This is a genomic window from Paenibacillus sp. FSL M7-0656 (assembly GCF_038003225.1).
In the GTDB taxonomy this organism is placed as follows: domain Bacteria; phylum Bacillota; class Bacilli; order Paenibacillales; family Paenibacillaceae; genus Paenibacillus; species Paenibacillus amylolyticus.
This window is the reverse complement of record NZ_JBBOOT010000001.1, coordinates 1957923-1970724: the sequence shown is the minus strand read 5'-3', so window position 1 is coordinate 1970724 and position 12802 is coordinate 1957923. Positions and strand designations below refer to the sequence as shown.

Sequence of the window (12802 nt, the reverse complement as noted above, 5' to 3'; positions counted from 1 at the left end):
ACAGTAAGATGGACTCATTAAGAAATGGATAGGGAATCAGGATTCCCGAATAGAAGCAGGTTTGTTATACAATTTGAATCGGACCCAAACCATATTAAGCAGCAGCAGTCCGCCAGATACGATAAACAGACCTTCGATCCCGATGAATCCTGCCATAAAACCTCCAATGATCGCTCCAAGCATGTTGCCCAGCGCCAGAGTACTCGTATTAAAACTGAATGCACGGCTAATCATGCTATCTGATGTATAGGAACGGATCAGGGCATTAACGCTTGGAAGCAAGCCACCCATGAACACACCCATCATGAAACGAACTATAATGAGCTGCCACACGGTCTGAACAAATGCCTGCGGGATAAGCATGAGTCCTGTTCCTATGAGGGAGAACGTCAGCACCTTGTGAGGACCAATCCGGTCACTCAGCTTCCCGAGAATCGGAGACATTGCCATATTGGATAGTCCCGTAACTGCACCGACAAGTCCTGCCCAGAAGGCCACATTTACATCCGAAGCATGCAATTTTTGCACATACAGCGGCAAGAGTGACATGGGGCTGATCATTGCAAACTGCAACAGAAACGTCACAGCAAACAGTGCGGGCAGTTGAGGTGACTTGTTCAATTCCTTCAGACCGGATAATACGGATTGTGCCGGCAGTTTGGCTGCTTCTTGACGGTCAAACTTCTCTCTGACCAGGAACATGGCGAGCATGGAAGCAACAAAGATCAGTCCACCTGTAATGTAGAAAATGGGGCGGAAGCCTACCGCATCCGCTAACAAGCCACCAATGAGTGGACCCAGGATGGTGCCGGCAACCTGCCCGGACTGACTGATTCCCATGGCAAAACCCATGCGGTCTTTCGGAGTGGTACCCGATATCAGTGCAACAGCTGCAGGATTGAAACCGGAGATGGTACCGTTAAGCAAACGCAATAAGAGAAGCTGCCAAGGATTCTGTGCCAGACCCATAAGGGCAATTACGATGGCCATCCCGAATCCCGACCGCAGCAGCATAACTTTACGGCCATACTTGTCCGATAACTTGCCCCAGAGTGGTTGGAACAAAAATGAGGTGAGGAAATTGGCTGCAAAAATAAACCCCGCCCAAATGCCAATTTCATGTTCGCCAACAACACCCAGATCTCTTGCGAGATAAAGAGACAAAAATGGGGTAATCATGGTCATGCCCGAATTGACCAAAAATTGTCCGAACCAAAGCACAATGAGGTTTACTTTCCACGTTTTCAAAGTGCTTTCACTTCCTTTCAAAGATATTTCTGTAATTCTCAAAAAAACACCATTCTTTCATTATAACATAATTGGCATATGAGGGATGGGTGTAAGGAATGTCATAGTATTGTCACGTAGAACGCATCTGCATGTGGTTGTTACGGCTGTTTAAAAAGGGCATAATGGTAATTATGAGTCCAAAAACTATTGGAGGCTTCTTACATGAGCTATAATGATCGACTGATTCGGGCAAGTTTTAAACAACAGGTAGACCGTGTCCCGGTATGGTACATGCGTCAAGCTGGACGTTACGATCCTGAATATCGCAAAATTAAAGAAAAGTACTCCTTGCTAGAAATCTGCAAACAACCCGAGCTGGCGGCTGAAGTTACACTCATGCCGGTACGCAAACTTGGTGTAGATGCGGCTATTTTGTATTCCGATATTATGAATCCGGTTGCCTCTCTGGGCATTGATTTTGACATTGTAAAAAATATTGGTCCAGTTATCGATAATCCTATTCGGTCCGCTGCAGATGTGGATCGGCTGCGTCCCATCGACGTAGAAGGAGATCTGTCACATATTCTGGAAACCATTCGAATTCTGGATAAGGAGCTTGATGTGCCTCTTATTACGTTTGCGGGCGCACCATTCACGATTGCGAGTTATCTGATTGAAGGAAGACCTTCGAAAGGGTATATCCGCACCAAAACGATGATGTACAGCGAGCCTGAGGTGTGGCATAAGCTGATGCAGAAGCTTGGTGATATGGTTATTACATATGTCCGTGCGCATATTGCGAATGGCGGTAAGGCATTCCAGTTGTTTGACAGCTGGGTTGGAGCACTTTCTCCCAAAGACTTCAGAACATATGTGTTGCCTACGATTACCCGTATCTTTACCGAATTATCGGATTTGAATGTACCGAAGATTTATTTCCCTGGTGTTGCATCCGGTGAGTTGTTGCCAGCCCTGCATAATTTGCAAGCCGATGTGATTGGACTGGACTGGAGAGTATCCATTTCGGAAGGGCGTCAACGTCTTGGCGGCAAATTTGCAGTACAGGGTAACCTGGACCCATATTTGCTGACTGCCCCGATGGAACTGATTAAAGAGCAAGCCAAAGTGATTATTGACGAAGGAATCAAGGAGCCGGGTTATATTTTCAACCTCGGACACGGATTATTTCCTGAAGCATCGCTAGAGAAGCTCAGAGAACTAACGGCGTATATTCATGAATATTCTGCCGAAGCAATGAAGAGTGGGGTGACGGTAACCAATGACTAATACTGTAGGTGTACTGGTGATGTCGTATGGCACACCGGAAAATATGGAGAGTGTTGAAGCGTATTACACACATATCCGCAGAGGACGTCCGCCTGAACCAGAGCAATTGAAAGAACTGACGGATCGTTATGAAGCCATTGTTGGCGGTGTTTTCCCACTTCGGGAGAACACAGACAATCAGGTCAAGGCCCTTCAAGAGACATTAAACCGCGATGAGCGTGGCACTGATGTGGAATTCCGTTGTTATCAAGGACTGAAGCATGCCTATCCGTTTATTGAGGATGGCGTGGAGCAGATGGCGAAGGATGGAATTCAGACAGCGATTGGTATTGTACTGGCTCCTCATTTTTCCACGATGAGTGTAGGCAGTTATATCAAACGTGCGCGTGAAAAAGCAGAAGAGCTGGGCGTTCATATGTCCTTTATTGAGAGTTATCATCTGCATCCGAAGTTAATTCAGGCGTTGTCCACACGTGTCAGTGCCAAGTTGGATGCGTTCGAAGAAGCTGGAGCAAAACGCGGAGATGTGAAGGTGTTGTTTAGTGCGCACAGTCTGCCGGCGCGTATTGTGGAGATGGGTGATCCATACCCGCAACAATTGCTGGAGACTTCGGAAGTGATTGCATCACGTGTAGGCATAACCAATTGGCAATTTACGTGGCAGAGTGCCGGACGAACAGCTGAGCCTTGGCTTGGACCGGATATTCTGGATACGTTACAGGAGCTTTCTCGTGAACAGGTAGAGGATGTGCTTGTGGCACCAATCGGGTTTGTCTCGGATCATCTCGAAGTGCTCTATGATCTTGATATTGAGGCCAAATCGATTGCCAAAGAGATCGACATGCGCCTGATGCGTATTGATTCTCTCAATAGCGATCCTCTATACATGGAGACGTTAAGCGACGTTATTATAAGCCAATGGCAGCAAGGGTCGGATGAGTAATGGATGATAAGAAACGCCGTGTTGTTGTTGTCGGCGGTGGCCTTACCGGCCTCAGCGCGGCATTTTATATCCGCAAGCATTACCGGGAAGCAGGAGTTGAACCTGTGATTACTTTGGTCGAGAAAAGCTCGTCCATGGGAGGCATGATTGAGACACTGCACCGGGATGGATTTGTGATTGAAAAAGGGCCCGATTCTTTCCTGGCTCGCAAAACAGCAATGATTGATCTTGCCAAAGAATTGGAGATTGATCATGAATTGGTCAGTCAGAATCCGGAGTCGAAGAAAACGTATATCATGCAGCGTGGCAAGCTTCATCCTATGCCAGCAGGACTTGTGCTCGGTATCCCGACAGAACTAAGACCATTCTTGAGAAGTGGACTGGTCTCTCCGGCAGGCAAACTGCGGGCGTTGATGGATTTTGTCATCCCGCCGCGTCGTACAACAGAGGATGAATCGCTCGGTTATATGATTGAACGCCGTCTTGGAGCAGAAGTGCTGGAGAACTTGACGGAACCACTGCTCGCGGGAATCTATGCAGGTGATATGCGGCGATTGAGCCTCCAGGCTACCTTCCCGCAGTTCGGAGAAGTAGAGCGCGATTACGGCAGCTTGATCCGGGGCATGATGACGGGGCGCAAACCGGCTGAGACGCATACCGGAACAAAACGAAGTGCCTTTCTGAACTTTCGCCAGGGGTTGCAGAGCCTTGTTCACGCCCTCGTACATGAACTGCAGGATGTGGATCAGCGTCTGAACACCGCAGTGAAGTCGTTGCAACGTCTTGACGAAGCGGAGACCAGATATCGTGTTGAACTGGGGAATGGCGAAATGCTTGAAGCCGATGATGTAGTGGTTACTGTGCCAACATATGTTGCGTCGGAGCTGTTGAAGCCTCACGTGGACACAGCGGCACTGGATGCGATTAACTATGTGTCTGTAGCCAATGTAGTGCTCGCTTTTGAGAAAAAAGAGGTGGAGCATGTATTCGACGGGTCGGGTTTCCTCGTTCCGCGGAAAGAGGGCCGGAATATTACGGCTTGTACGTGGACATCGACGAAATGGCTGCATACCAGCCCGGATGATAAAGTACTGCTCCGCTGTTATGTTGGTCGCTCCGGTGACGAACAGAACGTAGAGCTTCCGGATGAAGCGCTGACGAATCTGGTTCTCAAGGATCTGAGAGAGACGATGGGTATTGAAGCAGTGCCGATCTTCTCCGAGATTACTAGGCTACGTAAATCCATGCCACAGTATCCGGTGGGACACCTCCAACATATTGCCGCCCTCCGTGAGGAGCTTGGCAGCAAATTACCGGGTGTGTACATTGCAGGTGCAGGTTATGAGGGCGTAGGCTTGCCTGATTGCATCAGACAAGCGAAGGAAATGTCTGTTCAGGCTACACAAGAGCTTGCAGCAGATTAAGTACAGCAAGAGAGCTGTCTCAAACGTAGAATTATCTACTGGAGAGATGGCTTTTTTTATGTGAAGATCTGGAAGCTAACTGAGTTCATACCCTTTCAATCGATACAGTTCCAAGGAATGATGGAAATCCAGAATATGCCTGATATAATGGTATGTATGGCTGTGAAGAAGAGGAGTTGCTTATGTATCCCCCAAGATCAGAGCGAAGTGTAAAGAAGAAAAAAGGTAGTAAACGCACCCGCAATACAATCACAATCATCTGGACAGTTAATATTGTATTGATCATTGCAATTGGTCTGGTGGGCATTTTTTATGTCATTGATTCACGTCAGCAACAGGCAGACCAGCCAGTGAAACAAGAAATCGTCGATCAGGATCAGCCTTCCATTGGAGACGATGCCAAAGGCGGCGATCAAGTAAGTTCTCCAGACTCGGAATCAGATGAGACTTCGGAAGAAGATCCTAAAGCTACGGATGAAGAGACAACAGAGGATGTAGAAAAGACAACGGGAGTAGCGACACCTGACACTTCAAGCAATACCAATAGTGAGAAAGCAGAATCCGAAACGAAAAAACCTGTGGCAACTTCGACACCATCCAGCACCAAGGGAAATGCAGGTGTGGATCAGGAATCAGGGACGTCGAAACCTTCCAATTCAGCGAAGGATGTCACGATTAACTTTGTTGGTGATATTCAATTCTCGGGCAAAGTTGCTGAACTGCTGGATAAAAACGGTTATGATTATCCCTTTGCCAAACTCGGCAGATTATTCAAGGATGATGATCTTACCATCGGTAACCTGGAGACACCAATAACTCATGGTGGTACCAGTGCAGCTGATAAAACCTATGTCTACAAATCATCGCCCAAAGCATTGGCGGCAATGGCTTCAGCCGGTTTTGATGCTGTGAATTTGGCCAATAATCATATTCTGGATCAGGGCGTAGAGGGCTTGGTGGATACGTTAACTTATCTCAAGGAATATGGCATAGCTCACACCGGGGCAGGTATGAACAGGGATGAGGCCTATGCACCAGCATATCTGGAACGCAAAGGCATGAAGATTGCATTGCTTGGATTCTCCCGAGTTGTACCGGAAACGAGTTGGAAGGCGGAAGGCAATCGGGCTGGCGTGGCTGAAGCCTATGATTCCACAGGAGCAGTCAAAGCGATCCAGGAGGCACGTAAGAAGGCTGATCTGGTGATCGTGGTTGCACATTGGGGAGAGGAACGTGTAAGTACTCCGAATAGTGACCAGACCCGATTGGCTCATGAGTTTGTAGATGCTGGCGCTGATCTGGTCATAGGTGGCCATCCTCATGTGTTGCAAGGGTTGGAGTACTATAAGGGGAAGTGGATTGCATACAGTACGGGAAATTTCATTTTCTCCAGATCAACAACCGAAGAGACTTGGAAAACGGCGGTATTTCAGGCTCGCTGTAGTCAAGATGCAGCTTGCAGCATGAAAGTTATCCCTTATGAGGCCGGGCTAGGTCAGGCCATTCCAATGATTAATGAGGCGAACAAACTGCTGTTGGCACAGATGGCAAAGCTCTCTCCTGGTATTCGATATGATGGGAATGGAGTCGCTTCGCCTAATTAAAAACCTTTTTGAGGAGGGAATCGAATGAACAACCTTTGTGTAGCACACCGTGGATTTTCTTCTATTGCACCAGAAAATACGATGGCTGCATTCCTTATGGCCATGGAGCGGCCTGAAGTTCAGTGGATGGAGCTGGATGTGCAGTTGTCGCGTGATGGTGTACCCGTGGTCATTCATGATTTTACAGTGGATCGCACGACAAATGGCAAGGGCCTGGTTCGGGAAACCGATTGGGCTGATCTGCAACGACTGGATGCGGGATCGTGGAAAAATAAGTCTTACAAAGGCGAACGGATTCCGGCGCTAAGTGAATTGTTAGATCGCTCGTGCGGCAGAGTACGTTTGAACATTGAACTGAAAACGCAGGGAGACATGTACCCGGGTCTGCCTGCGGCTGTTATACATGAAGTGAGAAAAAGACATATGCAAAATGATGTTGTGATTACCTCATTTGAACCAGCCGCTCTGATCGAAGTGAAGAAACTTGCACCGGAGATCCAGACGGGGCTGATTATCGATGCACGACCAGGTGATCTGTTAACCGCGCTGCGGCAGATGAATTGTACATTCCTCTCAATTGGATACACCAATGTAGACAAATCTTTAATGAACGAGATGCGGAGTGCAGGTATTCGGGTGATGGCTTGGACAGTGGATGACAAGACCATTATGAAGAAACTGGCGGCAGTTGATCCAGAACTGATGTTATGTACGAACCGTCCTGACGTGTGGGAGCTGGCATTTCAGGAGACAAGTAGCCGATTTTTCAGACCTTAACTTTACTATATGCACTAATGAATCCGATAAAGGTGGTAATATACCCATGTTGACTAACATTCGCAATGTATACTGTGTAGGACGCAATTATAAACTTCATGCGGAAGAATTGGGTAACGCGGTTCCGGATGAGCCAATGATCTTTATGAAACCTTCCCATGCAGTCGTGCCCCTGAATGGTGAAACGCTTGAATTGCCTGCTACCAAGGGTGAAGTTCACTATGAAGCTGAACTGGTCGTACAAATCGGCCGGAGTTATGAGCCAGGTATGGCGGTAGATGAGCTGGTGGATGCGTATGCATTTGGTATTGATTTTACGTTACGTGACGTACAGAGTGTGATTAAGAAAAAGGGCCACCCATGGACAGCGGCCAAAGGGTTCAGAAATTCCGCTCCGGTTACTGCATTTCAGGCATTCCCGGGTGCGGCAGCTTTACTTGAGAAAGACTTTACATTGACCAAAAATGGTGAGGAAGTCCAGCGTGGTAATATTCGTAACATGATCTTCAGTTTACAAGATATTGTGGATTATGTAGGTCACCATTACGGCCTGGGGCCGGGCGATGTCATTTTTACAGGAACACCTGAAGGTGTTGGACCAACACAAGCAGGAGATGTGCTCGAACTGGCATGGGACGGCGAATCCTTGGGTGCCTGCACGATTGGGGCAGCACAATAAGGATTACACATCATACCTGCTTGAGGTGAGTAGGGTACAAGAAAGGGGCGTGAATACGCTCCTTTTTGCTGTGTTATCGTGGATATATGTTTATATCTTCATCGTACGGATACGCTACTAATCTAGGCCAAGCTGTATGCTGTATTTGCGCTCTGTGTGACCAACTCTTCCAGTTCAGCTTGTTGTGCAGCATGTTGCTCCGAGCTGATACTTCCATTTGCGAGCCGTTCATCCAACTGTTCCTTGAGCTGCCTTACTTGTATAGCAATGACCTCATCCAAATTCCCGTTGTTTTCTTCCGTAATCGTCCTCAGTGATTTGCCGTTGTACAGTTCCTGGTACAGATCCACTTCTGAAGCCTGATTCAGAGCGTCGAGCAGCTCATCACTGCTTCCCTCACGAGTGTCCAAGTCAACGATGGACCATTTAGCAGTAGGTATGGGAGAGATGGCAGACTGGCCCCAGGCTGTTCCAGCGAAGGACATAGTGACAATCATTGTGCCTATAATAATGACTCTTTTCATATTCATATGGATAATCCTCATTTCTGTAGTTGAGTACGAACTGAATCGTAGCCTTGTCGTTGATGTAGTTGTAGATGTTTCGATCTGAGAATAGTGTAAACGGGAAACCTGAAGTGAAACTTAAAACAGGATAAGTAATTTCAAACCGGCGGGTAATGACTGTAAAAGTAGATCTATATTTTAATTCTCACTTGACAGGTTGGGTTAGTTGGTTATATGATAATCTCAATTATTTTAATACTCATTAAATGAACAGTGAACTAATTTGAACTGAAAACTGCATTGAGCTGATTGGACCACCAAAGGCTCCCGGGACTACTCCTCTAAGGAATGTCCTCGGGGGCCTTTTTTTGTATCTTTATTGAAGCTTCAAACGATCAAGGAGGTTATGAAATGAGTGATAGAGACTGGGAAGCGTTGGAGCGGACGGATTGGTTATTTCGCAAAATGGTCAGACGATTTGTCAAAGAGCGGGATCGCATCTCTGTAGAAGGTATCAGCCTGCCAGGCATGCTTATCCTGCACAAAATCATTCGTGAGGGAGAACAGCGGCTTGGAGATCTGGCAGAACAGTTGGACTTTACATCCGGTGCCATTACTGCTCTAACCGATAAGTTGGAAAAAAAGGGACTCACCATCCGCAGACGAAAGGAAGACGATCGCCGGACGGTTTTACTGGACATCACATCCAGCGGTCGGGAGATGTATGCGAGAAACAGCAATATCGGTGCCCGATGTATCACGCTTCTGTTTGAGGGTTTTACGAGTGAGGAACTGGAGCAGCAAAGTCAATTCTACGAGCGGGTAGTAGCGAATCTGGAGGGATTCTCGGACACGGTGCTGGAATTGGCGGAGAGCAACGGGATACAAGAACATAATCGGTCCTCCACAAGTGACCTTGAGCAGAAGCAGCGGGACAATGCTGGGAAGAGGAACTATCTCAGTTATTGAGGTTGGGTCAATGTAACGACATTTGATATACCACAAACATTCTAGGGAGAGATGATCAATGGGACACTCAACAATATATCCAACTGGAGCGACGTTATACAATCCGGATAAGGCTTGGGGCGGTTATACCGTTTATCAGGCAGGTGAAGAAGGCGTAGTATTGATCGATATGAATGGCAAGGAGGTTCACCTGTGGAAAGGATTGTTAGGTTTTCCGGCCAAAATATTACCTGGCGGCTATGTGCTGGGCAGCACGGGTCGGAGAGATCCGAAGTTCGGTATTCAGGATAATGTCGATCTGGTCCAAGTGGATTGGGACGGCAACATTGTATGGAAATACAATAGCTACGAACACATCGAAGATCCGGGGTATGAGCCACTATGGTATGCCCGCCAGCATCATGATTATCAGCGTGAGGGGAATCCGGTAGGTTATTATGCACCTGGCCTTGCGCCAAAGACGAAGAGTGGTAAAACCCTTATTCTGGCACACAAAAATGTGAGTAACCCGCAAATTTCAGATAAGCCATTGCTTGATGATGCCATTATCGAAGTGGATTGGGAAGGGAAGGTACTCTGGGAGTGGCTGCCTAACGAACATTTTGAAGAATTAGGTTTTGATGAAGCTGCTCGAAATGTCCTGTTCCGTGATCCGAATACACGTTCTTTCGGTCATCTGGGTGGTGGCGTTGGTGACTGGTTACATATTAATTCTGCCTCTTATGTCGGACCCAACCGTTTCTATGAAGAAGGAGACGAACGGTTCCACCCCGACAATATTATCTGGGATGCCAGAGAGGCCAATATTATTGCCATTACAGACAGACAGAGTGGAAAGATCGTGTGGAGATTAGGGCCAGACTATACTTCAACTGAAGCGAAACACATCGGCACAATTATCGGGCAGCATCATGCACATATCATTCCCCAAGGTCTACCAGGAGAAGGCAACTTGCTCGTATTCGACAATGGCGGCTGGGCAGGTTACGGCCCCCCAAATCCGGCTTCTCCATTTGGATTGAAACATGCGATTCGGGATCACTCCCGTGTACTGGAGATTAACCCGGTCACTCTGGAGATTGTCTGGCAGTATACATCGGCAGAAGCAGGTTTCTCAGTTCCGACGGATTCTTATAAATTTTATAGCCCATACATCAGTTCCGCCCAGCGTTTACCTAACGGCAACACCCTAATAACCGAGGGTTCCAATGGCAGATTGTTCGAAGTGACAGCGGAGCATGAGCTGGTATGGGAGTATGTCTCCCCGTACACCGATGGGCGGAATACCAATATGGTCTATCGCTCATATCGAGTTCCTTATCAGTGGGTTCCACAGTTGGAGAAACCGCAGGAAGTTGCGATCGAAGCCATTGATGTCTCCACCTACAGGGTCCCGGGAGCAGCACCCAAAGGTTCTGCATCCATCGTGAGCGTAGAGACAACTCTTCCATTTGTGGAGGGTGCAGCCTGTGTGGCAACGTCGGATGAAGGCAAGTCAGGCGGCTAGGCGTCAAGAATCATGACTAGATCGAATGGGGTGTATATTGTGAGAAAACCATCCATAGTAACCGGCATATTGATATTATTTCTGGCTACGGCATTCCTATTATCCGGGTGCAGTTCAAACGTAGCAGGATCTGGAGCAAAAGACGCTACCGGCAAGAATACCGATCATGTAAAAATTCGAATCGCAGATACAAGTACGAACCCAACGTTCAGGGTAGCCATTGCCAAAGGTTTTTTTGAAAACAGGGGCATTGATGCAGAGAGTATTACGTTTGGCTCACCGGCTGAAGGTGTAAATGCACTATTTATCAAACAGGTAGATATTGCGTACGGGGCGGACTTCCCTGTATTAAATGCTTTGTCTAAAGGGGAATATTCAGTCATCGCTTCTGCAGGCCAGACTACGGATGAAGCGGCAGCCGCCTGGAAGCTGTATGCAAGGGAGGATATTCAGAGTGGAGCGGATTTGAAGGGCAAGAAAGTGAGTTTCATTCGAGGCACATTTATTCCGTATCTATGGGATGAATATTTGAAAGATCAGGGAGTGGCGCTGAGTGATGTGACGCAAATTGGTCAGGGGGCTTTTGATGAAGCCTACATCGCACTGAAACAGGGAGACCTTGATGCCGCTTGGGTCATAGGTTCCGCGTTAACCGATAAATTCGATGCACTCGAAGGAGTACATCAGCTGACGGATATGTCTCAGACCCCTATACGCCTTGGTATGGGACTGGTAGCAAGTAATGAATTCATCCAGGCAAACCCTGAAAAGATCAGTGACTTCCTTGCGGCGCTGGATGAAGCATCCACGTATGCCCAAGCGCATCCTGAAGAGGTTGCCGATCTGATGTATCAAGAGACCAAACAGCCTAAAGATGCCACGTTGAAAGACCTTCCGATCAATCCATGGGAAGTTGGATTTACGCAGGCTGCTTATGATAGTTTGGCAGGTCAGAAGCAATATATGGTGGACACCGGAATCATCGAAAAGGATTTTGATCTCGACACCAAACTCGATCTGACTTCTCTCCAGCAGGCTCTGCCAGAAAAAGTGACATTTAGTAAATAATTCTTACGGAAGTGGGAGGTGTCCGTTATGTCCTTACCTGCAACTCAGCATACCATTCATATTGAACAGCTTCGGAAAACGTATCATGCCCCGACCAATGGGGATGTGCATTATATCATTAAGGATGTCGATCTGGTTATCAAGGGAGGAGAGTTCTTTGTCCTGCTTGGTCCCAGTGGGTGTGGGAAGTCAACGTTGCTGAATATGATCGCTGGCTTTATCTCCAAGTCAGGCGGACAGCTCAAGGTAGACAACAAGGAGATCGACAGACCGGGCAGGGATCGGGCGATGGTATTCCAGCAGGCGGATTCTTCTCTCTTTCCATGGTTAACTGTGAGGGAAAATGTTGAATTCGGACTTCGAATGTCCAAGGTGCCTAAGACACAACGACGTGAGATCTCTGATCGTTACATCCAGCTTGTTGGACTGAGTGCTCATGAGGGGAAATTTCCGAAAGAACTCTCGGGTGGCATGAAGCAGCGGGTTCAATTGGCCCGGGTACTTGCGAATGACTCGGCGATCTTGCTGATGGATGAGCCATTCGGTGCGCTGGACGCGATGACGAGACGGACCATGCAGAAGGAACTGGTGAATATTTGGAAAGAAACCCATAAAACCGTTATCTTTGTCACACACGATATTCAGGAGGCGTTATTGCTTGGTGAGCGCATTGGCATTATGTCCGTAGGTCCATCTTCAAATATAACGGATATTTACAATAACAACTTACCTTATCCGAGGAACATCGCCTCGTCTGAGTTCAACACCCTGTATGACCGAATTCAAGGCCACTTTGAAGAATAATTGA

At 47.5% G+C, this 12802-nt stretch carries 12 protein-coding genes; 10 read left to right on the top strand and 2 right to left on the bottom strand.

Annotation, left to right across the window (positions count from 1 at the left end; genetic code table 11):
• Window positions 1-36: 36 nt before the first annotated feature.
• A complete protein-coding gene (locus MHI01_RS08485) occupies window positions 37-1248 on the bottom strand; it encodes an MFS transporter (RefSeq protein WP_211081777.1) in 1212 nt (403 codons plus the stop codon).
• Between the two features lie 204 nt (window positions 1249-1452).
• Between MHI01_RS08485 and hemE the strand changes: the two genes are divergently transcribed.
• The 6 genes from hemE (at window position 1453) to MHI01_RS08455 (ending at window position 7944) form a co-directional block, all read left to right on the top strand.
• On the top strand, window positions 1453-2517 hold the full coding sequence (gene hemE, locus MHI01_RS08480; RefSeq protein WP_036609707.1) for a uroporphyrinogen decarboxylase: 1065 nt from the start codon (window positions 1453-1455) through the stop codon (window positions 2515-2517).
• A complete protein-coding gene (gene hemH, locus MHI01_RS08475; protein WP_036609705.1) occupies window positions 2510-3460 on the top strand; it encodes a ferrochelatase in 951 nt (316 codons plus the stop codon). Before hemE ends, hemH begins: the two co-directional genes overlap by 8 nt.
• On the top strand, window positions 3460-4884 hold the full coding sequence (gene hemY / locus MHI01_RS08470; RefSeq protein ID WP_340982927.1) for a protoporphyrinogen oxidase: 1425 nt from the start codon (window positions 3460-3462) through the stop codon (window positions 4882-4884). The genes hemH and hemY overlap by 1 nt, the downstream gene beginning before the upstream one ends.
• Window positions 4885-5066: 182 nt before the next feature.
• A complete protein-coding gene (locus MHI01_RS08465) occupies window positions 5067-6488 on the top strand; it encodes a CapA family protein (protein ID WP_340982926.1) in 1422 nt (473 codons plus the stop codon).
• A 24-nt stretch (window positions 6489-6512) separates the two neighbouring features.
• On the top strand, window positions 6513-7265 hold the full coding sequence (locus tag MHI01_RS08460) for a glycerophosphodiester phosphodiesterase (RefSeq protein ID WP_091032254.1): 753 nt from the start codon (window positions 6513-6515) through the stop codon (window positions 7263-7265).
• Window positions 7266-7311: 46 nt separating this feature from the next.
• Window positions 7312-7944 (top strand): fumarylacetoacetate hydrolase family protein, encoded by a 633-nt coding sequence (locus tag MHI01_RS08455; RefSeq protein ID WP_338708339.1) that lies wholly within the window; start codon window positions 7312-7314, stop codon window positions 7942-7944.
• A gap of 122 nt (window positions 7945-8066) precedes the next feature.
• Here the strand turns inward: MHI01_RS08455 and MHI01_RS08450 are convergent, their stop codons facing one another.
• Window positions 8067-8474 (bottom strand): hypothetical protein, encoded by a 408-nt coding sequence (locus tag MHI01_RS08450; RefSeq protein ID WP_315372637.1) that lies wholly within the window; start codon window positions 8472-8474, stop codon window positions 8067-8069.
• 387 nt (window positions 8475-8861) lie between these two features.
• Here MHI01_RS08450 and MHI01_RS08445 point away from each other — a divergent pair, with 387 nt between their 5' ends.
• Genes MHI01_RS08445 through MHI01_RS08430 form a run of 4 tightly spaced genes read left to right on the top strand, consistent with a single transcriptional unit; the run spans window position 8862 to window position 12798 of the window.
• Window positions 8862-9419 carry a MarR family winged helix-turn-helix transcriptional regulator gene (locus MHI01_RS08445; RefSeq protein ID WP_036670114.1) on the top strand — a complete coding sequence of 186 codons (558 nt, stop codon included), beginning with the start codon at window positions 8862-8864 and terminating at the stop codon, window positions 9417-9419.
• A gap of 58 nt (window positions 9420-9477) precedes the next feature.
• Window positions 9478-10926, top strand: a complete 1449-nt coding sequence (locus tag MHI01_RS08440; protein ID WP_340982925.1) for an aryl-sulfate sulfotransferase — start codon at window positions 9478-9480, stop codon at window positions 10924-10926.
• 12 nt (window positions 10927-10938) lie between these two features.
• Window positions 10939-11994: an ABC transporter substrate-binding protein gene (locus MHI01_RS08435; RefSeq protein ID WP_340982924.1), complete on the top strand. Its 1056-nt coding sequence runs from the start codon at window positions 10939-10941 to the stop codon at window positions 11992-11994.
• Window positions 11995-12021: 27 nt separating this feature from the next.
• Window positions 12022-12798 carry an ABC transporter ATP-binding protein gene (locus MHI01_RS08430; RefSeq protein ID WP_100529296.1) on the top strand — a complete coding sequence of 259 codons (777 nt, stop codon included), beginning with the start codon at window positions 12022-12024 and terminating at the stop codon, window positions 12796-12798.
• Window positions 12799-12802 lie beyond the last annotated feature (4 nt).

What these genes read in the sequence shown, in the direction of transcription:
- MHI01_RS08445 (WP_036670114.1), top strand. Translation starts at nt 8,862, where the DNA reads ATGAGTGATAGAGACTGGGAAGCGTTGGAGCGGACGGATTGGTTATTT.
- MHI01_RS08465 (WP_340982926.1), top strand. Translation starts at nt 5,067, where the DNA reads ATGTATCCCCCAAGATCAGAGCGAAGTGTAAAGAAGAAAAAAGGTAGT.
- MHI01_RS08435 (WP_340982924.1), top strand. Translation starts at nt 10,939, where the DNA reads ATGACTAGATCGAATGGGGTGTATATTGTGAGAAAACCATCCATAGTA.
- MHI01_RS08440 (WP_340982925.1), top strand. Translation starts at nt 9,478, where the DNA reads ATGGGACACTCAACAATATATCCAACTGGAGCGACGTTATACAATCCG.
- hemY (WP_340982927.1), top strand. Translation starts at nt 3,460, where the DNA reads ATGGATGATAAGAAACGCCGTGTTGTTGTTGTCGGCGGTGGCCTTACC.
- hemE (WP_036609707.1), top strand. Translation starts at nt 1,453, where the DNA reads ATGAGCTATAATGATCGACTGATTCGGGCAAGTTTTAAACAACAGGTA.
- hemH (WP_036609705.1), top strand. Translation starts at nt 2,510, where the DNA reads ATGACTAATACTGTAGGTGTACTGGTGATGTCGTATGGCACACCGGAA.
- MHI01_RS08460 (WP_091032254.1), top strand. Translation starts at nt 6,513, where the DNA reads ATGAACAACCTTTGTGTAGCACACCGTGGATTTTCTTCTATTGCACCA.
- MHI01_RS08430 (WP_100529296.1), top strand. Translation starts at nt 12,022, where the DNA reads ATGTCCTTACCTGCAACTCAGCATACCATTCATATTGAACAGCTTCGG.
- MHI01_RS08450 (WP_315372637.1), bottom strand. Translation starts at nt 8,474, where the DNA reads ATGAATATGAAAAGAGTCATTATTATAGGCACAATGATTGTCACTATG.
- MHI01_RS08455 (WP_338708339.1), top strand. Translation starts at nt 7,312, where the DNA reads ATGTTGACTAACATTCGCAATGTATACTGTGTAGGACGCAATTATAAA.